The organism is Flavobacterium hydrophilum (assembly GCF_003202405.1).
In the GTDB taxonomy this organism is placed as follows: domain Bacteria; phylum Bacteroidota; class Bacteroidia; order Flavobacteriales; family Flavobacteriaceae; genus Flavobacterium; species Flavobacterium hydrophilum.
Window position 1 is genome coordinate 222,783 of record NZ_QJHL01000002.1, and the last position, 22,193, is coordinate 244,975.

The 22,193-nt window shown below is 34.6% G+C and carries 20 protein-coding genes and 3 tRNA genes; 9 read left to right on the forward strand and 14 right to left on the reverse strand.

Going from position 1 to position 22,193, the window contains the following annotated elements:
• Positions 1 to 3: 3 nt before the first annotated feature.
• The 6 genes from DMB68_RS10150 to DMB68_RS10175 all read right to left on the reverse strand — a co-directional run bounded on the left by DMB68_RS10150 (position 4) and on the right by DMB68_RS10175 (position 8,585).
• The gene (locus DMB68_RS10150) at positions 4 to 1,353 is read right to left on the reverse strand and encodes a DUF5689 domain-containing protein (RefSeq protein ID WP_110346578.1); all 1,350 of its coding nucleotides are present in this window, start codon (positions 1,351 to 1,353) and stop codon (positions 4 to 6) included.
• 12 nt (positions 1,354 to 1,365) lie between these two features.
• A complete protein-coding gene (locus DMB68_RS10155; protein WP_110346579.1) occupies positions 1,366 to 4,200 on the reverse strand; it encodes a peptidase associated domain and porin domain-containing protein in 2,835 nt (944 codons plus the stop codon).
• A gap of 317 nt (positions 4,201 to 4,517) precedes the next feature.
• The gene (locus tag DMB68_RS10160; RefSeq protein WP_110346580.1) at positions 4,518 to 5,735 is read right to left on the reverse strand and encodes an MFS transporter; all 1,218 of its coding nucleotides are present in this window, start codon (positions 5,733 to 5,735) and stop codon (positions 4,518 to 4,520) included.
• A 111-nt stretch (positions 5,736 to 5,846) separates the two neighbouring features.
• Positions 5,847 to 6,410 carry a DUF4256 domain-containing protein gene (locus DMB68_RS10165; RefSeq protein WP_110346581.1) on the reverse strand — a complete coding sequence of 188 codons (564 nt, stop codon included), beginning with the start codon at positions 6,408 to 6,410 and terminating at the stop codon, positions 5,847 to 5,849.
• Positions 6,411 to 6,424: 14 nt separating this feature from the next.
• Positions 6,425 to 7,468 (reverse strand): Gfo/Idh/MocA family protein, encoded by a 1,044-nt coding sequence (locus DMB68_RS10170; protein ID WP_110346582.1) that lies wholly within the window; start codon positions 7,466 to 7,468, stop codon positions 6,425 to 6,427.
• A 43-nt stretch (positions 7,469 to 7,511) separates the two neighbouring features.
• Positions 7,512 to 8,585 carry an NADH:flavin oxidoreductase/NADH oxidase gene (locus DMB68_RS10175; RefSeq protein ID WP_110346583.1) on the reverse strand — a complete coding sequence of 358 codons (1,074 nt, stop codon included), beginning with the start codon at positions 8,583 to 8,585 and terminating at the stop codon, positions 7,512 to 7,514.
• 200 nt (positions 8,586 to 8,785) lie between these two features.
• Between DMB68_RS10175 and rseP the strand changes: the two genes are divergently transcribed.
• The 4 genes from rseP (at position 8,786) to DMB68_RS10195 (ending at position 10,746) form a co-directional block, all read left to right on the forward strand.
• Positions 8,786 to 10,126: an RIP metalloprotease RseP gene (rseP, locus tag DMB68_RS10180; RefSeq protein ID WP_110346584.1), complete on the forward strand. Its 1,341-nt coding sequence runs from the start codon at positions 8,786 to 8,788 to the stop codon at positions 10,124 to 10,126.
• 86 nt (positions 10,127 to 10,212) lie between these two features.
• Positions 10,213 to 10,286, forward strand: a tRNA-Asn gene (locus DMB68_RS10185).
• Positions 10,287 to 10,325: 39 nt separating this feature from the next.
• A tRNA-Asn gene (locus DMB68_RS10190) sits at positions 10,326 to 10,399 on the forward strand.
• Positions 10,400 to 10,455: 56 nt separating this feature from the next.
• Entirely contained in the window at positions 10,456 to 10,746 is a 291-nt protein-coding gene (locus DMB68_RS10195; protein WP_110346585.1) for a GIY-YIG nuclease family protein, read from the forward strand.
• A gap of 101 nt (positions 10,747 to 10,847) precedes the next feature.
• Here the strand turns inward: DMB68_RS10195 and DMB68_RS10200 are convergent, their stop codons facing one another.
• Both DMB68_RS10200 and DMB68_RS10205 read right to left on the reverse strand, forming a co-directional pair.
• Positions 10,848 to 11,537, reverse strand: coding sequence for a hypothetical protein (locus tag DMB68_RS10200; RefSeq protein ID WP_110346586.1), 690 nt, complete (start codon positions 11,535 to 11,537; stop codon positions 10,848 to 10,850).
• 265 nt (positions 11,538 to 11,802) lie between these two features.
• Positions 11,803 to 11,882, reverse strand: a tRNA-Leu gene (locus DMB68_RS10205).
• A 294-nt stretch (positions 11,883 to 12,176) separates the two neighbouring features.
• Here DMB68_RS10205 and DMB68_RS10210 point away from each other — a divergent pair.
• The 4 genes from DMB68_RS10210 (at position 12,177) to DMB68_RS10225 (ending at position 15,620) form a co-directional block, all read left to right on the forward strand.
• Positions 12,177 to 13,118 carry a ribose-phosphate pyrophosphokinase gene (locus tag DMB68_RS10210; protein ID WP_110346587.1) on the forward strand — a complete coding sequence of 314 codons (942 nt, stop codon included), beginning with the start codon at positions 12,177 to 12,179 and terminating at the stop codon, positions 13,116 to 13,118.
• Positions 13,119 to 13,170: 52 nt separating this feature from the next.
• Positions 13,171 to 13,782: a 50S ribosomal protein L25/general stress protein Ctc gene (locus DMB68_RS10215; RefSeq protein WP_110346588.1), complete on the forward strand. Its 612-nt coding sequence runs from the start codon at positions 13,171 to 13,173 to the stop codon at positions 13,780 to 13,782.
• A gap of 414 nt (positions 13,783 to 14,196) precedes the next feature.
• Positions 14,197 to 14,871: an aminoacyl-tRNA hydrolase gene (pth, locus tag DMB68_RS10220; RefSeq protein WP_110346589.1), complete on the forward strand. Its 675-nt coding sequence runs from the start codon at positions 14,197 to 14,199 to the stop codon at positions 14,869 to 14,871.
• 137 nt (positions 14,872 to 15,008) lie between these two features.
• The gene (locus tag DMB68_RS10225; protein ID WP_035646435.1) at positions 15,009 to 15,620 is read left to right on the forward strand and encodes a superoxide dismutase; all 612 of its coding nucleotides are present in this window, start codon (positions 15,009 to 15,011) and stop codon (positions 15,618 to 15,620) included.
• Positions 15,621 to 16,091: 471 nt separating this feature from the next.
• Here the strand turns inward: DMB68_RS10225 and DMB68_RS10230 are convergent, their stop codons facing one another.
• The 4 genes from DMB68_RS10230 to DMB68_RS10245 form a co-directional block, all read right to left on the reverse strand.
• Positions 16,092 to 17,990 (reverse strand): amidophosphoribosyltransferase, encoded by a 1,899-nt coding sequence (locus DMB68_RS10230; protein ID WP_110347072.1) that lies wholly within the window; start codon positions 17,988 to 17,990, stop codon positions 16,092 to 16,094.
• Between the two features lie 80 nt (positions 17,991 to 18,070).
• Positions 18,071 to 18,994 carry a PfkB family carbohydrate kinase gene (locus DMB68_RS10235; RefSeq protein ID WP_110346590.1) on the reverse strand — a complete coding sequence of 308 codons (924 nt, stop codon included), beginning with the start codon at positions 18,992 to 18,994 and terminating at the stop codon, positions 18,071 to 18,073.
• A 227-nt stretch (positions 18,995 to 19,221) separates the two neighbouring features.
• Positions 19,222 to 19,614, reverse strand: a complete 393-nt coding sequence (locus tag DMB68_RS10240; RefSeq protein WP_110346591.1) for a hypothetical protein — start codon at positions 19,612 to 19,614, stop codon at positions 19,222 to 19,224.
• Positions 19,598 to 20,185: an RNA polymerase sigma factor gene (locus DMB68_RS10245; protein WP_110347073.1), complete on the reverse strand. Its 588-nt coding sequence runs from the start codon at positions 20,183 to 20,185 to the stop codon at positions 19,598 to 19,600. Before DMB68_RS10245 ends, DMB68_RS10240 begins: the two co-directional genes overlap by 17 nt.
• A gap of 294 nt (positions 20,186 to 20,479) precedes the next feature.
• On the opposite strand from DMB68_RS10245, the gene DMB68_RS10250 reads away from it, so the two are divergent.
• The gene (locus DMB68_RS10250) at positions 20,480 to 20,827 is read left to right on the forward strand and encodes a DUF6249 domain-containing protein (RefSeq protein ID WP_110346592.1); all 348 of its coding nucleotides are present in this window, start codon (positions 20,480 to 20,482) and stop codon (positions 20,825 to 20,827) included.
• A gap of 58 nt (positions 20,828 to 20,885) precedes the next feature.
• On the opposite strand, the gene rnhA is transcribed toward DMB68_RS10250, so the two are convergent.
• Positions 20,886 to 21,365, reverse strand: a complete 480-nt coding sequence (rnhA, locus tag DMB68_RS10255; protein WP_110346593.1) for a ribonuclease HI — start codon at positions 21,363 to 21,365, stop codon at positions 20,886 to 20,888.
• 119 nt (positions 21,366 to 21,484) lie between these two features.
• Positions 21,485 to 22,048 (reverse strand): phosphoribosylglycinamide formyltransferase, encoded by a 564-nt coding sequence (purN, locus tag DMB68_RS10260; protein ID WP_110346594.1) that lies wholly within the window; start codon positions 22,046 to 22,048, stop codon positions 21,485 to 21,487.
• Positions 22,049 to 22,193: the final 145 nt, after the last annotated feature.

Consider the following 22,193-nt stretch of genomic DNA (forward strand, 5'->3'; position numbering starts at 1 on the left):
AACTTATTTTTCCCCAAACATTTTCACATCATCTACCATGAAGGCACCGTTAAGCGTTTTGTCTTTTCCTGACCCTATATATTTAAATGCAATATTGATATTTCCTGAATAAGCAGATAAATCGATTCCTCCCGAACTGATAAATTCACGTGTTGGGGTAGAAAGCGAAGGAACTTTAGCATCTAATTTTATCCATGTAGCTTTGGTTACATTTGATCCGTCAAAATTAGTTGAAATATAAACTTCTAATTTATTTAAAGGTGAATCGACTTTTAAATCATGTTGCGCACTTCTAAAAGAAAAGACGGTATTTTTATAACCGGTTAAATTAATTTTAGGAGAAATCAGCCAGGCAATATTTTCAGCAGCCGTTGTACTTGTGGTATTAAATTCTGCATAACCGTTTCCGGCAGAAACCATAGTTCTCCATAATTTTGAAGCCTTTTCTACAATATTGCTCCAGCCCGGCAATGCAAAATTGACATTGTTTGAAACAGTTTGAAAATCTTCTGTAAAAAAAGGAACACTGCTTTTTCCATCCATTACAACATCTTTTTCAGAACGAACCATTAACTGATAATCAGAACCGTATTTGGTTAAGATTCCACGTACTTTTCCACTTCCTTCGGGAACTAAATGTGTTGAAAAATCGGCAAAACTGCTGGTCCTGAAAATGATCTGATTTCCGGATTTATCCCTTAAATGCCAATTTGTGGAGCCTCCTACGTTATTTGCTTCTTCAAAATAATGGCGGCCATTTGTAGCTTCTGTAAATTGAACGTTTGATAATTCAATTAAAGTATTGAGTTTATTGTCATCCAAAGATTCTTCTATAGAAATTGAATTCACTAATTTATCTTCATCAAGAAGCGTACAAGAAGCGTTTAATACACTTTTGTAATCGTTTTGAGAAATCCGGCCTACCGAAGCTGCTCCTGAATTACCTTCATACAGGCTTCCAATTCGCATTCCGCCATAAAATAAATCGGTAAACTGATCTTTTAATTTGATATAAACTTTATTTCCGATACGGTAATCTATATAAGTATTTGTTGCATCTACAGAAATGCTAAATCCAATGGCGGGTTTGTTTTCTGTTGCCAAAGTCTGAAGATACAAGGTTTTAAAAAAGTTCCCGCTTTCATCGCTTGACACTACGTAAGCTTCAATTACATCATCGTAAACATATTTAGTTGCGGTAATGGTGGCTGTTTTTAAAACATCTTCAACAGTTCTGTTTACTTTTAAATCAGGTTGTGTGCATTCTAATTTTGGAATAGCCACATCTTCATTACAATTACAAAAAAGTAATAGAAACAATATCGAGATCAGGTTTTTATATTTATTTTTCATTTCAAAAAAGTTTTATAGGTTGAAAGTCATGTTTACAAAATACGTTCTTCCGTATCCATAGAAATATTTGGGGGCAAAAGATGGTGTTCCGCTGGAAACATCCTGATTCATTTCCCTGAAATTGGAGTTTCTTGCCTGTTCAAAACCACCGGTTTTATATTTGAAATCAAGAACATTATTGATGCTGGCAAATAGTCCGATTGTTTTATTATAAATACGCCAGGATTTTCCGCCGGTTATATTTAACAGAGAAACAGGATTTAGTTTTTCTTGTTTAAGGAGCTCTTTTGCACGCTCTTCTGTAGCTTCAGGAAAATTAAACCCACTGGCAGGATTAGTATAAAACCTGGAAGTTCTCGAAATAGGGAAAACATCTACATAACTGTCTGTTATATAATTGATGTTGCCGGAAATCCACCAGAATTTAGGATCACGATATTCCATTCCAATTGAAAAAGCCTGTTGCGGCATTCCGGGTTGCTTGTAGTTTTTAAGCAATGATTTCCCAAAATCAAATGTATTTTCGGTATCAGCAACGGCTGCATTGGCATCATTGGTAATCAAAACATTTGGATTACTGCTATAAGTGTAATTTCCATAAGCTGCAGAAAAAAAGCTTTTAAGTGTAGAAGTAACGGGATATTCCAGACTGAATTCGATACCGATATTTTTCTTATCTAAGTTGGTCAAAGTTTGACTTACAAAGGCATCGGTATTGTCATAACCAGCTCCATCATCAAAAATTCCTTCGGCATAAAAAAAGGATGTTTTGGTGGTGTTTTTGATCAGGGCATAATAGCCGGTAATTCGCATTTTAAGTTTGGGAGAATGGTAAACATAATTGAGATCAGCAGCACTTATGTTTTCATTTTCGATTCCGCTTACAATCGAATTGTTGAGTCTGGAATTTGAAAAAGTGTTTCGAAGAGAAGGCGCTTTGGTAAGATGCATTCCGCTAAAAAAGAGCCATTGCTTCCCTGAAATTTTATAAGTCAATCCGCCTTTGAAACCAAAATTTTCAAAATTTACTTTTTGGCTTTTGCCGAATGAATTTGTGGGATAAATTCCGTTTTTATACAAACCTTCTCTTTGATATTTTGAAGTAGAAAATGAATTACCCAGATAAAAGTCAACCTTTCTGTAGGAGAATCTAAACTGGGTGAAAGCATCTGTTGTTGTGGCATAATAATTAAAATTATAACCATAAGTATCGCCCACTTTTACCTGACGATCCGGATTTTTCAAATCTGATTGAGATTGGTCACCCTTATAAAATGAATCGATATCCTCAAAGTATGTGCCTCCCAATAAATCCAGAAGGTTTTGAAAATTATGCGATTTTAAGTTTTTAAAAAGTATTCCTCCGCTAAAAAATATATTTTCGGTAAGTTGCGTATTCAGGTTTGAATTAAAGGCTAAAGTTTTATCATCAGTTCTGTCTTCATATAAGACATAATTGCTTTTTGCAGGTTCATATCCTGTAATAATTCCATCCGTATTAACAATCGCTTTTTGATTGGCTTTATACATCGCCTCCCAATTGATTTGGGAATTTTCTAAAAATAGCGTTTTGTTTTTTTCAGCATTTTCGTAATCCGGAGTAAACGTGCCTGAAAATTCTCCATCGTCAGCTGCATAAAGTGAACTAAAGTAACTCGGCAGTTTCCTGTAATAAGTCGGATCAGGGCTATCTGCATTTTGATAATCAATGTTGCTGTTGCCTGTTTTTCCGAATTGATACATAATTGCTGAGGTCAAATTGGTGTGGTGATTAATTTTAAAATAATGGTTGAGCATCAACAAGGGTTCTTCTACATTTTTTATTCTTGCGTTTCGCTTTTCCCCATTTTGAAATCCCCAGTAAGAGTTGTATTTCTCGGATTTCAGTTCAGTAACTTCATTGGTATTTGGAGAATTTTTCCCTCGGGAATTTGGGGTGTAAAAACCGGTAAAGTTTAAGGAATGTTTTGAACTTAATTTTTTTTCAACACTAACAAAAAAGGAGTTTGCATCATAGTTTGTTCCTTCAAAATAACCTTCGTCTGCCCAGCGTTTACCAACTGAAAAAGCATAAGCCCAACCGGTAGATTTCATTCCGGAAGCATACGTAACCATTGTTCTCCAGTTGTAATTGGTATTGGTTCCCGAGAAAGAAATACGGGTTCCTTTTCGATAAGCAGATGCCTTTGTGAAAATTTGTTGAGTGCCTAAAATCCCTCCAAAAGTATAGTTGGAAGGGGCAGCGCCAATTGAAAACTCCTGATTTCGGAGTACGTCATTTAGTCCTCCCCAGTTATTCCATTGTGGTCTGCCGTCAAAAGTTTTATTCATTTTCATGCCATTGAGCATCATTGTGGCATTTTCGCTGTCTAATCCCCGGACACTGAATCTGGCCTGACCCCAATTGAATGCCACAGCCTGCAAAAATGCATCTTTTGAAGATTGCAAAAGACTCGAAGTACTTTCTGATGAACTGTTGTCTTCGTTAAGATCACTTTCTAAAAGTGAGATAATAGTCGTCTGGAAATTTTCTATCTGGTCTTCTTCTAATAATAAGATTCCGAGATTTATTTTTTGTCCAACTTTAGAATAAACTTTTAAGAGTAAATCTTTATAACCCTGACTGTGTATTAAAATCAATTGCTCACCATTAATGTTCGAATGTAATTCGAAAGTCCCATCTTTTTTTGTGAGTTGCATTAAAGCTGAATTTTGAATACTGGCGACTACATTCTCTAAGGGAATTTGAGTTTTAGAATCGATAACCAGTCCTGAAAAAGTAGTTTCTTTTTGGGCAGAAGCAATTTTGAAAGTTAAAAGGAGTATAAGAACGAATTTTCTGTGCATGTAAACCGAATTTATTTAAAAAACCCTCTTCTTTTTACAAGAAAAGGGTGTAAATAGTTTTTTGACTGAAACTTTTGAATTTCAGAAATTTCAGTCAAAAAAATCAAATTGAGTTTGGAAATGTAAATGTTTGAAAAGAAAGATAATTAGTGGTATTAGAATATATTCAAACAAATGATGCTTTTAGATAGTGTGAATTATATTACAAAGATACTATAAAAATCTTTTTATTTCTTTTTTCTTGTTAAAAAACATTTTCCTGCACAAGGTACTTTTAAAAATTACACTAAATAAACTGGGGAGTGTTTGAAAGTCAGCTATTCTGCTATCTTTATTTTGGAAACCATAAAAGCGATCAAAACCCCAAATATTCCGATAAAGGCAAAAGAAAACTGAAGCCCGAAAGTTTGGGCAATGTATCCAATGATTGGTGGTCCCATAAGAAATCCAAGGAAACTAACGCTGGAAACTATGGTTAATGCTTCACCTGCTGAAACAGTTGGATTTTTTCCTGCAACACTATAAACAGTAGGAACAATAGTAGAAACTCCCAATCCAACAATCATAAAAGCAAATGTACAAGGGATGAGATATGGAAAAATAACAGCAGTAAAAAGTCCGATTGAAATCATACAGCCACTAATTTGCATGACACGGACACGGCCAAATTTATTATTCATTGCATCTCCAATGAATCTTCCCCCTGCCATCATAATCATAAACGACGTATAACCAAGAATAACCAGGGCACCCGGAGCTTTTACAATATCTTTAAAATAAATACCGCTCCAGTCAAACATTACACCTTCGCTTGCCATACTGCAAAAACCTATTATTCCTAGCCAGATTAAGGAACTGTCCGGTTTGGTAAATAATTTTTTTCCTTCTTTTTGGGGTTTAATTTTTTCTTTTGCTTTAACTAAAAATTTAAAATTGAAAGCAATCATTAAAAAGACAATTAAGGCTACTATTAGAAAATGATGATAAGGTGATAAATGCAAAGCCAGCATTCCTAATCCTACCAAAGCACCTGTAAATCCTGCAAAACTCCACATACCATGAAAAGAAGACATGATGTTTTTCTTAAAAAGAACTTCAGTATAAACACCTTGAGTATTCACTGCGATGTTCGCTAAATTTCCAAATATGCCAAAAGTAAATAAGCCTAACGAAAGCTGTAAGGCACTTGCGGCCAGACCTAAATTAGTAAGGCTAAAAACATACATTATTAAAGAGAAAATCAAAATGCGGTGACTTCCAAATTTGGTTACCATTTTGCCCGAAAAAGGTATGATGATTAATTGACCCACAGGCAAAGCAAAAAGTACAGAACCTAATTCTCCTTCGCTTAAATGTAATGCCGTTTTGATATCCGGAATTCTGCTTGCCCAGGAAGCAAAACTTAGACCCATTCCAAAATAAAACATTCCAACAGCAACACGAATTCTGTTTAAATAGGAAGCTTTTGCCTCACGATAGACTTTTTTAATCTTCCCTTTGGTTTGAAACAGCGCTAAAGGATTGAAATTTATCACAGAAATACTTTTAAAATTTGTATATACAAAGGTACTGAATTCCTATTTTAAACATTAAAAACAACAAATTGTTTATTAAATATACAACGTTATTGTTTATAAATTATGAATTTAAACCCTTAAAGCTCCCCGAAAACCTCTTGCGGCATAATAAGATTCTGCCCCGTTGTGATACACGAAAATGGTTTCATAGCGATAATCGCAAAAAAGTGCACCGCCAAGTTTTCTAATTTCAGGAGGCGTTTTTATCCAGCTGGATGTTTTTTGGTCAAATTTTCCAAGTTGTTGTAATTCCCTGTACTGTTGCTCGGATAAAAGTTCAATGCCAATAGCAACTGCCATGTCAATAACATTGTTTTTAGGTTTGAATTCTTTTCTTGATTCTTGTGCTTCAATGTCATAGCAAGTGCTTCTTCTTCCCTTTGGACTTTCTGCAGAACAGTCGTAAAAAATGTATTCGTTTGTTTTTTCATCAAAACGTACAACATCCGGTTCGCCTCCGGTTTTCTCCATTTCATTGAGAGACCATAGTTTATCAGGATTAGATTCCAGTTTTATCCGGACTTTTTCCCAATCAAGATCTTTATGGCGGTTACTATTTTTCTCAAAACGGGCTTTTAGAATTTTAAGCAGTTCTGTACTTTCTTCCGGGAGTAATTCTTTTTGATCTTTCATGACAGGATGTTTGGTTATGCTAAATCAATAATCTTTTTGTTCAGATTACTTGCGATAGCCGCTTCAATAATCTGCATTACTTTTACGCCGTCCTGAGCCGTAACGGGTTCTGGTTTGTTATTTGCAATAGCTTCATAAACGCCATTAAAATATTCAAAATAATTCCCCTGAAGCGTTTTGATTTTTTCACGAACCGGTTTTCCATCAATTTCTGTGTGCAAAAGTCCTTCAAAACCGTCTAATTCTGTTCCCCAGGAGTCAAGGTTAGGCTTTTTGCCAATTTTCAGTTCATCTTCCTGAATATCGCCGCGTTGTTTTAGGAAGGAACCTTTTTTACCATGAATTGTATAAGCAGGATTTGCTTCTCTGACAAAGAAACTGGCTTTCAAACGAACCCTGAAATCCTCATAAATCAATACTAAATCGATCCAGTCATCAACCAATGAATTTTCTCTGGTATAACGAATATCGCCAAAAACCGACTTTGGAGAACCAAACAGACAAACAGCCTGATCAATTAAATGCGGCCCTAAATCTTTCAGGATTCCGGCGCCATCGTTCGCAGTTTCTTTATGTACTTTGGGACTTAATATTGGATTGTATCTGTCAAAATGAAATTCCGCTTCGACTAAATCTCCCAAAAGGCCGTCGTTAATTACTTTCTGAATCGTTTTAAAATCACTATCCCATCTTCTGTTTTGAAAAACAGCCAGTTTCAAACCTTTTTCTTTTGCTATTGAAGCTAGTTCTTCGGCTTCGGCAACAGTTGTAGTAAACGCTTTTTCGACAACTGCGTGCTTCCCGGCAAGCAGTACTTTTTTTGCATATTCGTAATGCGTTCCGACAGGTGTATTTACGATGATCAAATCGACATCATCTGCTAATAATTCATCAATTGACGGATAGCTTTTTACTGTTGGATAATCTTCCTGAATGAGTTTTTTAGTTCTTTCCCATGAACCCAATAATTCAAAACCGGGATGAAGATCTAAAAAGGGAGCATGAAAAACTTTTCCCGACATTCCGTATGATAATAGTGCTGTTTTTATTTTTTGCATTTTGTAATATGTTTAATTTTTTAAAACTATGTGTTTAAGAAAATTATCGTGTTTTTGCTCGTTCGTATTGTTTAGGCCATTGAATATCGTCGTTTAATTCTCTTGCAAAATCCAAAGCCAGATTTGGATTTCTTAGTGATTCTCTGGCAAACAAAATTAAATCGGCCTGATTGTTATTTAAAATTTCTTCGGCTTGTTGTGCTTCAGTAATTAAACCTACAGCTCCGGTTAAAATAGTGGCTTCCTTTTTAACTTTTTCTGAGAATGAAACCTGATAGCCCGGTCCAATTTCAATTTTTTGATGTGAAACCAATCCGCCTGACGAAACATCGATTAAATCTACTCCTTTTTCTTTTAATAGTTGGGAAAGCTGTACAGATTCTTCCGGATTCCAGCCTCCTTCCGCCCAGTCTGTAGCTGAAATTCTGACAAACAATGGCAAATCCGAAGGCCATTCTTTCTGAACGGCTTCTACGATTTCAAGTGTAAAACGGATCCGGTTTTCGAAACTTTCACCATATTCATCTGTTCTGATATTTGTTAAAGGAGATAGAAACTGGTGTAATAAATAACCGTGCGCGGCATGGATTTCGAGAACTTTGTAACCGGCTTCAACCGCTCTTTTGGCAGCATTTTTAAAATCAGAAATCACTTTTTGGATTCCGATTTTGTCTAAAGCCACAGGAAGATAGACTTCATTTTCATGATAAGGAACAGCGCTTGGAGCAACGGTAGTCCAGCCAATATTTGATTCGTCTAATTTTTTATTGCCTAACCAGGGTTCGGAAACACTTGCTTTTCGGCCTGCATGCGCCAATTGGATTCCGGGAACGGCATTTTGCGAAATTATAAATTCGTTGATTGTTTTTAGTTTTTCGATGTGTTCCTCTTTCCAGATTCCAAGATCAGCCGGAGAAATTCTTCCTTCAGGTGAAACAGCTGTAGCTTCCTGAATAATCAATCCGGCGCCTCCGCTGGCACGGCTTCCCAGATGAACCAGATGCCAGTCGTTTGCAAATCCGTCAACTGAAGAATACTGGCACATTGGCGAAACAACGATCCTGTTTTTTAAAGTGATATTTTTTATAGTAAGTGAAGAAAATAATAATGAAGCCATAGAATGTAACTTTTAATGTATTTTTACTACCAATTGACTGAGATAGCGTTTAAAAAGTAAAGTTACAGTATCTGCGTAAAAGTAGAAATTCAAATGTTTATTAATTAACAAACATTTAAAACCTTATGTATTATATTGCGCTCTCAAATTAAAATAGAAACGTTACTTTTGTGCGTTAAATTACGAACTAAAAATACAAAATGGATATAGTTATCAAACTCTCTCAATTTCTATTGAGTTTATCTTTACTTATTATTCTTCACGAATTAGGGCATTTTATTCCTGCTAAATTATTTAAAACAAGGGTCGAAAAATTTTACCTGTTTTTTGATGTAAAATTTTCTTTGTTTAAAAAGCAAATAGGCGAAACAGTTTACGGAATAGGATGGCTGCCATTAGGAGGTTATGTAAAAATCTCCGGAATGATTGATGAAAGTATGGACAAAGAGCAAATGGCACTACCTCCACAGCCTTGGGAATTTCGCTCTAAACCGGCATGGCAGCGTTTAATTATCATGTTGGGCGGTGTTACGGTAAACTTTATCCTGGCTTTTATTATATATATAGGTATGGCTTTTGCTTATGGAGATACCTTTGTGGCAAATGCCGATTTGAAAGATGGGGTTTTGATTGAAAATCCGGTAATGCTTAAAACAGGTTTTAAAACCGGGGATAAAATTTTGGCTATTGACGGAAAGAAAGTTGAAAATTTTGATAATGAGTTAAATATGAACATTATCATGTCTAAACAAGTTCTGATTGAAAGAAACGGTCAACAGCAAACGATAAAAATGCCGAATGATTTTGTGGACCAATTATCTAAACATGAAAAATCGGTGCTTGTAGATATGCGTGTACCTTTTGCTATTAAAGATGTTCCTGCTGAATCTCCAAATAAAGCTTTGAAATCAAAAGATTTAATTGTTTCCTTAAATGGACAGCAAGCTAGGTATTACGATCAGGTAAAAGCGATTTTAAGTAGTAATAAAGGAAAGACTATTCCGGCTGTTGTAATACGTGACTTAAAAGAAACTCCAGTTACGGTTAAGGTTTCTGCAGCTGGAAAATTAGGTGTACTTGCAGGTGGATTAGGAATCGAATCATTAGAGAAATTAGGATATTATAAAGTAAGTACTAAGCATTATAGTTTCCTGGAGTCTATTCCGGTTGGATTAACAAAAGGAAAGGACCAATTAGTAGGTTACGGAAAACAATTGAAAATGATCTTTAATCCGGAAACCAAGGCGTACAAACAAGTGGGTGGTTTTGCAGCAATTTTTAACATTTTTCCTACTTCATGGAGTTGGGAAACGTTCTGGTCAATTACCGCTTTATTGTCAATTATGCTTGGGGTAATGAATTTATTGCCAATTCCTGCCCTTGACGGAGGTCATGTGATGTTTTTATTGTATGAAATAATTAGTGGTAAAAAGCCAAGTGATAAATTCCTTGAGAACGCCCAAATGGTTGGTTTCGTAATACTTATAGCACTGCTTTTGTTTGCAAACGGAAACGATATTTATAAGGCAATTGTCAGGTAAAAAAAATATTTTTTAAAAAGAGTTAAAATATTTTTGAGAAACTAAAAAATCAATTATATTTGCACTCGCTAAAAAGAGCAACAACTTCCTCCTTAGCTCAGTTGGTTAGAGCATCTGACTGTTAATCAGAGGGTCCTTGGTTCGAGCCCAAGAGGGGGAGCAAACTTTTTTTAGCAAACATATTTACCTTTAAGGTGATTCCTCCTTAGCTCAGTTGGTTAGAGCATCTGACTGTTAATCAGAGGGTCCTTGGTTCGAGCCCAAGAGGGGGAGCTTAAAAAAAAGACTATCAGAAATGATAGTCTTTTTTTTTTTTTTAAATTAAAAATATGAATTACGTTTATATTCTTCATTCTTCTAAATTAAGTCGATTTTATACTGGCTTTACAGCAGATTTTGATGCAAGATTAGATTTTCACTTGAATTCAGAGCAAGAACGAAAATTCACTTATAAAGTAGATGACTGGATTGTTTTTCTGAAAATAGAATGCAAATCAAAGTCGCAAGCTTTGGCGATTGAAAAGCGCATTAAAAATATGAAAAGCAAAATCTACATTGAAAACCTATTGCGATATCCTGAAATCATAAATAAATTACTCGAAAAATATAAAGACTGTTAATCAGAGCCCCGAAAGCTTTCGGGGTTGGTTCGGGCCCAAGAGGGGGGCTTAAAAAAAAGACTATTATGTAAATAATGGTCTTTTTTTTTTTAGAACCGATTCTATTTTTTGGTCATTGCAAGAGCTGTATTTTTACTTTCAAACAGTTTAATCATTTCCTCAGCTTTTTCCGGCTGGTTGATTGCCTTTAAGGATTTGGCGCATCGCAAATAAAAGACAGGTTCTAAGCTTTCTTCAAGACTAAATAGCTGTAGATAACATTTAGCCGCAGCTTCGAAATCATTTTCAAAGTAATATTTATCGGCGACCTTTTTAAGCATGTCTGCGGATTTGTATCCTTTGTCTACAACATTGGCATATATGTTTAAAACATCTATGCTTACAGATTTTTTGCTGTGTTCGGGAACTGTAGTCTTAATAGTGACGGGCTGAATAACCTGCTTGGTTTCGGTGGTTGTGATTTTCGAAGGCGCTATAGGGTTAGTGGCTTTTACATATGCTTTTCGGTATATTGCGGTTACGGTTCTGGTGTTGTTTGGTCCCAGGTCGTAGGTATTGACCATGTCAAGTTTTGTAACTTCGTATGTTGTGATTCTTTTTTTTCCGGCAGCAAGATTAATTACTTCTTCGACACAGTAAGCTTCTATAACAAGATCTTCATCGGATTTGTCATCAAACTTTAATGGTGCTTTTCGAATATCTGGATTGGTAATTACCTGGCTTACCTGACCAAAAGAATTCAGCGAAAAAACACTTGCAAGTACTATAAGGTGTATTGCGTAAGTTTTCATGATAATTAAAATAAGTTGAGGCTATATTGAAATTATATAATAAAGGTATTCATTATGTTTTGTTTGTCTTTTACATTAGCGTTTAAGTACTGTTAAAGTCGTTTAAGTGCTTAATTTGGTGTGCTGAGTGTGTTCTTTTTAAAATAAAAATTGTCGAACCGCTAAATTGAATGAAATAATTGAGGTTTTGAATAGAATAACAGGACTTCCGAAGGTATTAAAAAAAAACGAAAAGCCGTCAAAAATGACAGCTTTTCAGTTAATGTACCCGGAGCCGGAGTCGAACCGGCACGGTTTCCCACAGGTGTTTGAGACCAGCGCGTCTACCAATTCCGCCATCCGGGCTTAGCAGACGAAAAAACAATCAAAAATGATTATTTTAACGCAATAGAATAAGTAATTATGAAGTCATAATGTGCTTATTCCTTTAACACGGTGCAAATGTAAAAAATAAAATTAAAAGTTCTACTAAAAATACTCGAAATTTTCCTTTCAGTCTCCAATAAATTTTCTAAATTTGCACCTCGTTAAAACGAAGCACACACAACTAACTACATCCGAGGCAGATACGCGGATTGGCTAAAAAAAAGAATTTAGCCGGACCATGTAGAAAACCAAGGAATAAAACAACAAATTATAATGTCGCACCTAGAACCAGAAGCTAAAATTTTTGCTTGTTCACAAAGTGTTTATCTTGCAGAAAAAATTGCAGAACAATACGGAATTCCGTTAGGAAAAGTAACGATGTCAACGTACAGCGATGGAGAATTTCAGCCATCTTACGAAGAATCAATAAGAGGATTGCGCGTTTTTATCGTGTGTTCAACTTTTCCAACAGCCGATAATTTGATGGAATTGTTATTAATGATCGATGCTGCAAAACGTGCATCGGCAAGACATATTACAGCTGTTATGCCTTATTTTGGATGGGCAAGACAGGATAGAAAAGATAAACCAAGAGTGCCGATTGGAGCAAAATTAGTAGCTAATTTATTAGATGCTGCCGGAGCAACAAGAGTAATGACAATGGATTTACATGCAGATCAAATCCAGGGGTTTTTCGAAAAACCTGTAGATCATTTATTTGCATCAACTATCTTTTTACCATACGTAGAAAGTTTAGGTTTAGAGAATTTAACCATTGCATCTCCGGATATGGGGGGGTCAAAAAGAGCATATGCTTACTCTAAGTTTTTAGAATCAGATGTAGTAATCTGTTACAAGCAAAGAAAAGCAGCCAACGTTATCGATACTATGGAGCTGATTGGTGAAGTAAAAGGTCGTAACGTAATATTGGTGGACGACATGATCGATACCGGTGGAACATTGGCGAAAGCAGCAGACTTAATGATCGAAAAAGGAGCATTAAGTGTTAGAGCAATTTGTACGCACGCTATTTTATCAGGTGGTGCTTACGAAAAAATTGAAAATTCGAAATTAAGCGAATTAATAGTTACAGATTCTATTCCGTTAAAGAGAGAATCAAAGAAAATCAGAGTAGTGAGTTGTGCGCCTCTTTTTGCTGAAGTTATGCACATGGTGCATCACAACAATTCCATTAGTGGAAAATTTATAATGTAGTCTAACTACATAAAGAATTAGAATATTTATTTAATAACTATATTTTTTTACAATGAAATCGATTACAATTAAAGGATCAGAAAGAGAAAGCGTGGGCAAAGTGTCAACTAAAGCCTTACGTAATGCTGGAGCGGTTCCTTGCGTGTTATACGGAGGAAATCAGGCAGTACACTTCTCAGCAGACGCTGCTGCGTTCAAAAACTTGGTTTACACTCCAAATGCACACACAGTTGTGATTGAGCTTGGAAAAGGAAAATCATTCAATGCAATTTTGCAGGATATTCAGGTTCATCCTGTATCAGACAAAATCTTACACATTGACTTCTTTCAATTATTTGATGATAAAGAAATCACTATGGAAGTTCCTGTGAAAATCGTTGGTACATCTAAAGGTGTTCTTGCGGGTGGTGTTTTACGTTTGAACCAACGTAAATTAAAAGTGAAAGCTTTACCAGGAAACCTTCCTGATTTTGTTGAAGCTGACATTACGCCACTTGAAATGGGTAACAAATTGTACGTTACTAAAGTTGGTGCTCCAGAATACAAAGTGATGCACCCTGACAATACAGTTGTAGCTCAGGTAAGAATCTCTCGTGCTGCTATGAAAGCTGCTCAAGAGGCTGCAAAAGCTGCAAAAGCTCCTGCAAAAGGAAAGAAAAAGTAATTTTTTTCAAATCATGCAAGAAAGCATCAATCGAAAGATTGGTGCTTTTTTTTTGGTTCTGAGTTGCTAAGATTCTAAGAAAAGTCTTTGTTTGGCTTTTAGTCAGGTTGAGCGGAGTCGAAGCCCTGCGAAAGAAAATTTGCAGTTTAAACAAAATTATCTAATTGCCACATTTCCAAATTATCTAATTATTTTTAGAAGCAGAAACTCCCGTTTTCATAAGACGTGATGTTCCTGCCATCCGCTAAATCTTTTCCTGGCTAAAGGAGCCAGAAAAAGGATACCACTCCTGTCAGGGCTAGCCAGAAGTTTTGTTTTTATAAAAATCCAACAATCCAATTATCCAATAGGCATATTTTCTAATTATCTAATAAACCAATTGGCATATTATCTAATTAACCCTATTTTTGCCAGATGATAAAATGGATAACAAAACTGTTTTCATCAACACAAAAAGAAGAGAACACAGATTATATGAAACCGGAGGTTCATGAAAACTCAAAAAACAATATAAAAAGCGTGAGTAAAAAATATTTAATTGTAGGGCTGGGTAATATTGGCGCAGAATACGTAAACACAAGACATAATATCGGATTTAAAGTTCTGGATTTTTTAGCCAGAAAAGAAAGTCTTTCTTTTGAAACTGTTAAACTGGGGGCATTGGCTGAATATAAATTCAAAGGAAGAGCCTTTTTTCTGCTTAAGCCAAACACCTATATGAACCTTAGCGGGAAAGCAGTTAAATACTGGATGGATAAAGAAAATATTCCATTAGAAAATGTTCTGGTAATTACAGACGATTTAAACCTGTCTTTTGGAACCATCAGAATCAAGCCAAAAGGAAGCGACGGAGGTCACAACGGACTTAAAAATATCAATCTCGTTTTAAACACACAGCAATACACCCGATTTAGATTCGGAATCAGTGATCAGTTCAAGAAAGGACAACAAGTTGACTATGTTTTAGGTGACTGGGACGAAGAAGAAAAAGCAAAATTACCGGAAAGACTCGAAGTTGCATCAGAAATTATCAAATCTTTCGGTACGGCAGGATTAGAAAATACAATGACAACTTTTAATGGAAAATAGAGATATTAAAAGGAGTTTATTGTTAAAACAACAATTATCAGTTAACTTAATTCAATTATAACGAAATAGAATTTTCTATTCCAAAGTTAAATGTATAAATTTGAATAAATTATTATAAATCATAAAAATCATATATCATGGCTTTTGAATTACCACAATTACCTTATGCATATGACGCATTAGAACCACATATTGATGCGCGTACAATGGAAATCCACCATACTAAGCATCATAATGCGTACACAACAAACCTAAATGCTGCCATTGCAGGAACAGATTTAGAAGGAAAAACAATCGAAAATATCTTAATCAACTTAGATAAATCAAACGCTGCAGTTCGTAACAATGGTGGAGGTTTTTACAACCACAATTTATTCTGGACAGTAATGTCTCCAAACGGTGGCGGATTGCCAACAGGTGATTTGTTAGCTGCAATTGAGGCTTCTTTTGGAACTTTCGAAGAGTTTAAAGCAAAATTTGCTAAAGCGGGAGCAACACAATTTGGTTCAGGATGGGCTTGGCTAACTGTTCAAAAAGGTGGAAAATTAGAAGTTGTAGGAACTCCAAATCAGGATAATCCACTAATGCCAGAAGTTGCTGGTAACGGTGGAACTCCAATCTTAGGAATGGATGTTTGGGAGCACGCTTATTATTTAAACTACCAAAACAGAAGACCGGATTATATTGAAGCTTTCTTTAGTGTAATTAACTGGACAGAAGTTGCAAGGAGATTTGCTTTAGACAAATAGTCTGGAAGAAATAGAATAAAGAGTAAAGAAAAAAGACGGATAGCTACAGGCCATCCGTCTTTTTTGTTATCATATTTTAAAGTATGTTGAGCAATCTTTATTCTTTACTCTATTTTCTTTTTCTATATATAAATAAAAAAGGCGGAATTTCTTCCGCCTTTTTTGCCCCAAATTTACCATATACTTAACCTACTTAATTTTATGGTATATCAAATGTATGGCACTATATTATTTATATCAAATATTTCAGATTAACGGCAATAATATCCGATTAACTGGTTGGTTTTGAAAAATTTAACTTTATTCCAATAAAAAAGGTGAAATTGCTTCCACCTTTTTTGCCCCAAATCTACCATAAACTTAACCTACTAATGTTATGGTTCTTCAAAGATATAGTAGCATTGCAGTTTTCCCAAAAATATAGGATGAAATGCATAAAAATCCGATGAAATGCATTTTTTAACTTTTTATTTAGTATGCTCTTGCGTTTTTTCCTTCATAAAAATTGATAAATGCTCTATTTACAACACGATTTCCACCTGGAGTTGGATAGTCTCCGGTGAAATACCAATCGCCGAGATTTTTCGGACAGGCAATATGTAAGTCTTCTACTTTTTGGAAGATAATTTTTACTTCAGCATTGATTTCGGGAGAGCTTAACATCTCAGCAATTCTGTCTGAAATCTCTTCAGGAGTAAAAGGATCGTAAATTGCAGTTACATAATTTACAACATCGGTATCTGCATAATTTTCCTGAGCTTTACATTTTGCATAGACTTCGTCTACGATATGATATAAATTTCTTTCCTTCAATAGGTCTAAAGCAGCTCTAAAGGCAACAAGCCCTTCTAATTTTGCCATATCAATTCCATAACAATCCGGGTAACGAATTTGAGGTGCCGAAGAAACAATTACAATACGTTTTGGTTTTAAACGATCCATCATTTTAATGATACTCATTTTTAATGTAGTACCACGAACAATACTGTCGTCAATAATAACCAAATTATCTTCTGGTTTAATTACGCCGTAAGTAACATCATAAACGTGAGCCACCAAATCATCACGACTGCTGTCTTCGGTAATAAAGGTTCTAAGTTTAGCATCTTTTATAGCAACTTTCTCCGTACGAATTTTTACTGCCAATAATTCCTGAAGCGTTTCGGCTGTAAGTGTATTTCTGTTTTCTAAAATATAATTGTTTTTTCTCTGGTTTAAGAAATCCTGAGCTGCTTCGACTAAACCATAAAAAGAGGTTTCTGCCGTGTTCGGGATATAAGAGAAAACAGTATTGTCTGTATCGCTGTCAATTGATTCAAGAACGGCAGGTAAAATTAATTTCCCTAAATTTTTACGTTCCTGATAAATTTCAGCATCACTTCCTCTTGAGAAATAAATTCTTTCAAAAGAACAGGCTTTTTTAACGGTTGGCTCCAGAATCTGATTCATGGTAACTTTTCCGCTTTTCTTTATAATTAAAGCGTGCCCCGGATCGATTTCCTTAACACTTTCAAACGGAACATTAAATACAGTTTGAATAACAGGTCTTTCTGAAGCTACAACAACCACTTCGTCATCCTGATAAAAATAGGCTGGACGAATACCCGCCGGATCTCTAAAAACAAATGCGTCGCCGTGCCCTAGTAAACCAGCCATTGCATAACCACCATCTAAGTTCTTTGCTGAACGTGTAAGTATTTTTGCAAGATCCAGACGTTCTGCAATTACCGGAGATGCTTCTCTTTTTGAATAGCCTTCTGCTTTACAGTCCTGATACAATTGCATCACTTCTTTGTCTAAAAAGTGACCAATTTTTTCCATTACAGTAACAGTATCGGCCATTTCTTTTGGATGTTGTCCAAGTTCAACCAGATTTTGGAAAAGCTCCTTAACATTTGTCATATTAAAGTTTCCTGCCAAAATTAAATTACGGTGCATCCAGTTACTCTGACGTAAAAATGGGTGAACGCTTTCAATACTGTTTTTTCCAAAAGTTCCGTAACGAACATGTCCTAAAAACAATTCTCCGATATAAGGAATATTTGCTTTTAATTCTTTTATGTTGTCAGCCAATTCCGGATTTTCTTTTAATTCCTCACTGATACGCTCATTGATTTGTTTAAAAACATCCTGTATTGGCTGCGAATGGTTAGAACGAACTCTGCTGATGTAACGTTCTCCCGGTTCTACATCCAGTTTAATGCTTGCAAAACCGGCACCATCCTGACCACGGTTGTGCTGTTTTTCCATCATCAGATACATTTTCTGAATTCCGTAAAAAGCCGTTCCGTATTTTTCTTTGTAATATTCAAGCGGTTTAAGAAGTCTGACTAAGGCTATACCACATTCGTGTTTTAAAGCGTCGCTCATTGTTTTTGTATTTGTGTGTTGTTGTAAGTTGTCTGTATTGTCGTAATAAAAAAGCCCCGTTTTATCGAGGCTCTTCGGCATTATATTTCTATGTCAAACTGAGTTAACGACTTAAATTGTTGTAATCGAATCGCTACTTCGGCTTTGCTTAATGTTTCCATCCTCTCAGTTCCAAATTTCTCCACACAAAATGAAGCTAAATTTGAACCGTAAATAATTGCATTTTTCATGTTTCCAAATGAAATGTTTTCGCTTTGCGCTATAAATCCTGAAAAACCACCAGCAAAGGTATCTCCTGCTCCTGTTGGATCAAAAACATCTTCTAATGGTAATGCCGGAGCAAAGAATACTTCTCTGTTGTGGAATAAAAGTGCACCGTGCTCTCCTTTTTTGATCACCACATATTTTGGTCCCATTTCCTGGATTTTAGCAGCAGCTTTTACTAATGAATATTCACCTGAAAGCTGTCTTGCCTCTTCGTCATTGATTGTGATAACATCTACACGTTTTATAACGTCCAGTAATTCCGGAAGAGCACAGTCCATCCAGAAGTTCATCGTATCTAAAACTACTAATTTTGGTTTTTTCTCTAATTGATCTAAAACACTGCTTTGTACTAACGGATGCAAGTTTCCTAACATTACAATGTCAGAATCTTTAAAGTTTTGAGGTACTTTTGGTTGAAAGTCAGCTAAAACATTTAACTCAGTTACCAAAGTGTCTCTTGAATTCAGATCGTTGTGATATAAACCGCTCCAGAAAAAGGTTTTTCCGCCTTTTACAATTTCGATACCAGAGATGTCGATATTTTTTGAAGTCAGTAAATCTAAATGTTCTTGTGGAAAATCGTCACCAACTACAGAAACTATAGCCGATTGCAGGTTGAAAAATGAGGCTGATAAACCAATATAAGTTGCAGCACCACCTAATATTTTATCTGTTTTTCCGAAAGGAGTTTCAATCGCGTCGAAAGCAACCGTTCCAACAATCAATAATTTATTCATTTTATGAATTTCGAATTAAGGTGCAAAGATACTTTATAAGTTACAATATTGCAATGGTTTGTAATCTCAAAATTTTCATAAAAAAACAATAACGATTTCGGATAAAAAGTATTGTAAATGAGATAATTAAATTGTGGTATTTTATTAGCCTATAATAAGCTTTTGGTCTTAAATAAGCAATTTTTATTTCCAAATTTTTCTGATTTCATAATAATCTAATAAGCCATTTATAATTGATATTTCTTCGCATAATAATTTTTCAGCAATGGAATTTGAATTAACATCATAACCGGAACAATTAAGATGGCATACAAAGTATATTCAGAAACATGTAACCCTGAAAATATATTAGAATATTCCTTTATATATAGGTCGTTTATTTTTAAATCATAATCATTACCAGTCGCAATTACATAAATAGAGAAAGCAATTAAAACTGCGATAATTATAAACCAGGTTTGTTTTGAAATCAAAGGCTTGTAAACTTTGAGTTTTTTTTCTTCAATAATAGAAACCTGAGCCATTATTTTTGAAGTAAAATCAATTGATGGAGACTGAAGCGTTTCTTCAGACATCATTTTTTCTATAAGATTTTCTATATTTTTATCGCTCTCCTTCATAAAATTGTATTGTTTCTGGTTCTAACTGCTTTCTCAAAATCACGGCCAGTTTCTGTCGACTCCTAAATAGTTTTACTTTGGCATTGTTGGCCGAAATATTCATTACTTTTCCAATTTCTTCCAGACTCTGATCTTCAAAATAAAATAAAGTCAGTAAGAAACTTTCATCACCTGGTAACAAATTTAAGCAATTTTGAATGGTTTGTTTGCGTTCTTTGTCTTCTAAAGCACTCAAAGCATCGTCCATTGTTTTAATTAAATGGGCTGAAAATTCATTTATCGAAATATTATTATCTTCTTTTTTGTTTTTCTTCAAACGATCCAGGCAGGTATTATAGGCTATTTTATAAATCCAGGTCGAGAATTTCGAATCGCCTTTAAATTTACTTAATGAATTATATATTTTGATAAAAGTGTCCTGAGCGACTTCTTCAGCTTCTTCTCTGTTTTTAACCATTTTGAGTGCCAAAGTAAAAATCATATTCTTATAACGATTCACCAATATAGCAAACGCATTTGTCTCGCCCTGCAGAATTTTATCGATATAATGTTGATCAGATATTGTACTCATAATTATATAGGACGGCAGAGTTTTGAAAAAGGTTACAACTAAATTAAAAAAATAAATTTTCAATTCTGAAATTCCAAATTTCAAGTTCTGGTTTTAACGGTATAAAACTTTTTCTACTGCTTTGCATTTTGTAAAAAAATGCATAAAATCCCGAATTTAAATTCCTTTATATGATTAATTTTTAATCTTAGGAATTCGGAATTTAAAAAGTTTGGAATTTATTTCTAATAATCTGTAACCTAAATAAAATTTACCTCGTCATATGGAGTATCAATCAATTAAAAATAAAATATTATGATGGCAGGAATTTTAGTACCACTTAGTTTTTTTCTAATGGTATTCGGTATTGTATATCTCGTTTATTCAACAAGAAACAGAGAGCGCCTTGCGCTTATAGAGAAAGGTGTTGATGCCAGTATTTTTTTTCTGGGTAAAGAAAAAAGTGTTGCGCTCTGGAAAATCATTGTTGTTAATTTAGCCTTTTTATTAATAGGTTGTGGCGTTGGAATCTTTTTGGCGTTACTAATCACAACTTATACTTCTTTAGAGGATGATGCAGTTTATCCGTCAATCATTTTTATAATGGCGGGAGTGGGATTGTTGGCAGGATTTAGAACAGCCAAGGATTTAGATAAGAAATAATAATTTTAAGTTAGTATTTGAATAGCGCAGCCTGAAAATATTTTAGGGTGCGTTATTTTTATTCTATTTTTGAACCAATGGTTTCATAATATTCATCAATAGAAAGCTTCAGCTGCATTGATGCCATAACAGCCAGTTGATCACAGCGTTCGTTTTGAGGATGATTGTTATGACCTTTAATCCACTTAAAATCGACTTGATGTTTACGGTATACAATTAAAAAGCGTTTCCATAAATCGGGATTTTTTCGTCCTGCAAATTTCTTTTTTTCCCAGCCCAGAACCCATTTTTTTTCAACAGAATCCACCACGTATTTAGAATCTGAAATGACGAGAACTTTCATATTTGGATTCTTAAGTTTTTCAAGACCAACGATTACTGCTAATAATTCCATACGGTTATTGGTTGTAAGGCGAAAGCCTTCGTAGAATTCTTTTTTATGCGGAGTTCCAACCAATTCCATTACTACACCATAACCGCCGTTTCCGGGATTTCCTTTTGCAGCACCGTCTGTATATATATGTACTTCGTGATTCATTTTTTTAGACTTCTTAGATTATTGGATTTTTGGACTTCTTAGATTTCAGACTTTTTAGATTTTTCTAAATGAAATAAATCTTGAAGATTTAGTTGAGAAGTCTAACAATCTAAAACAATTTATTGTTCTAAGATAGTCTGAATAATTTCTGGAAAATACTTTTGTTCCAGTTCATGAATCTTTTCTGCAACTGTTTCCGGTGTGTCATCTTCTGTTAAGGCTACATTTTTCTGAAAAATAATACCTCCTTCATCATAATGTTCGTTTACGTAATGAATAGAAATTCCGGTTTCTTTTTCTTTATTGTTCACTATAGCCCTGTGTATGTGCATTCCGTACATTCCTTTTCCTCCATAATTAGGTAAAAGAGCAGGGTGTATATTGATGATTTTATTTGGATATAATTCGATTATGTTTTCCGGGAATTTCAATAAAAAACCGGCAAGAACTATCAAATCCGGGTCGATTTCTTGTATTTTTTGCAGTAAATTTCTTTCTAAAAGTTCGTTTTTTGAGAAGATTTCTATAGGAATTTGATGATTTTTTGCTCTTTCAATAACTTTTGCATTTGGATTATTTGTAAAGACCGAAACGACCTCTGCGATTTTAGTTTCTTTAAAGTGCTTGATAATATTTTCTGCGTTACTTCCTGAACCTGAGGCAAAAACAACAATTTTTTTCATAATCAAATATATTTTGAGACTGCAAAAAACGGAATAAAAAATCAAAATAAATAGTATTAAAAGACCTTTCTTGAAATTAATTTTATAAATTAGTAACACATTTATTAACTAAATAGTTGTTTTAAAATAAAGTTTTTTATTTTTG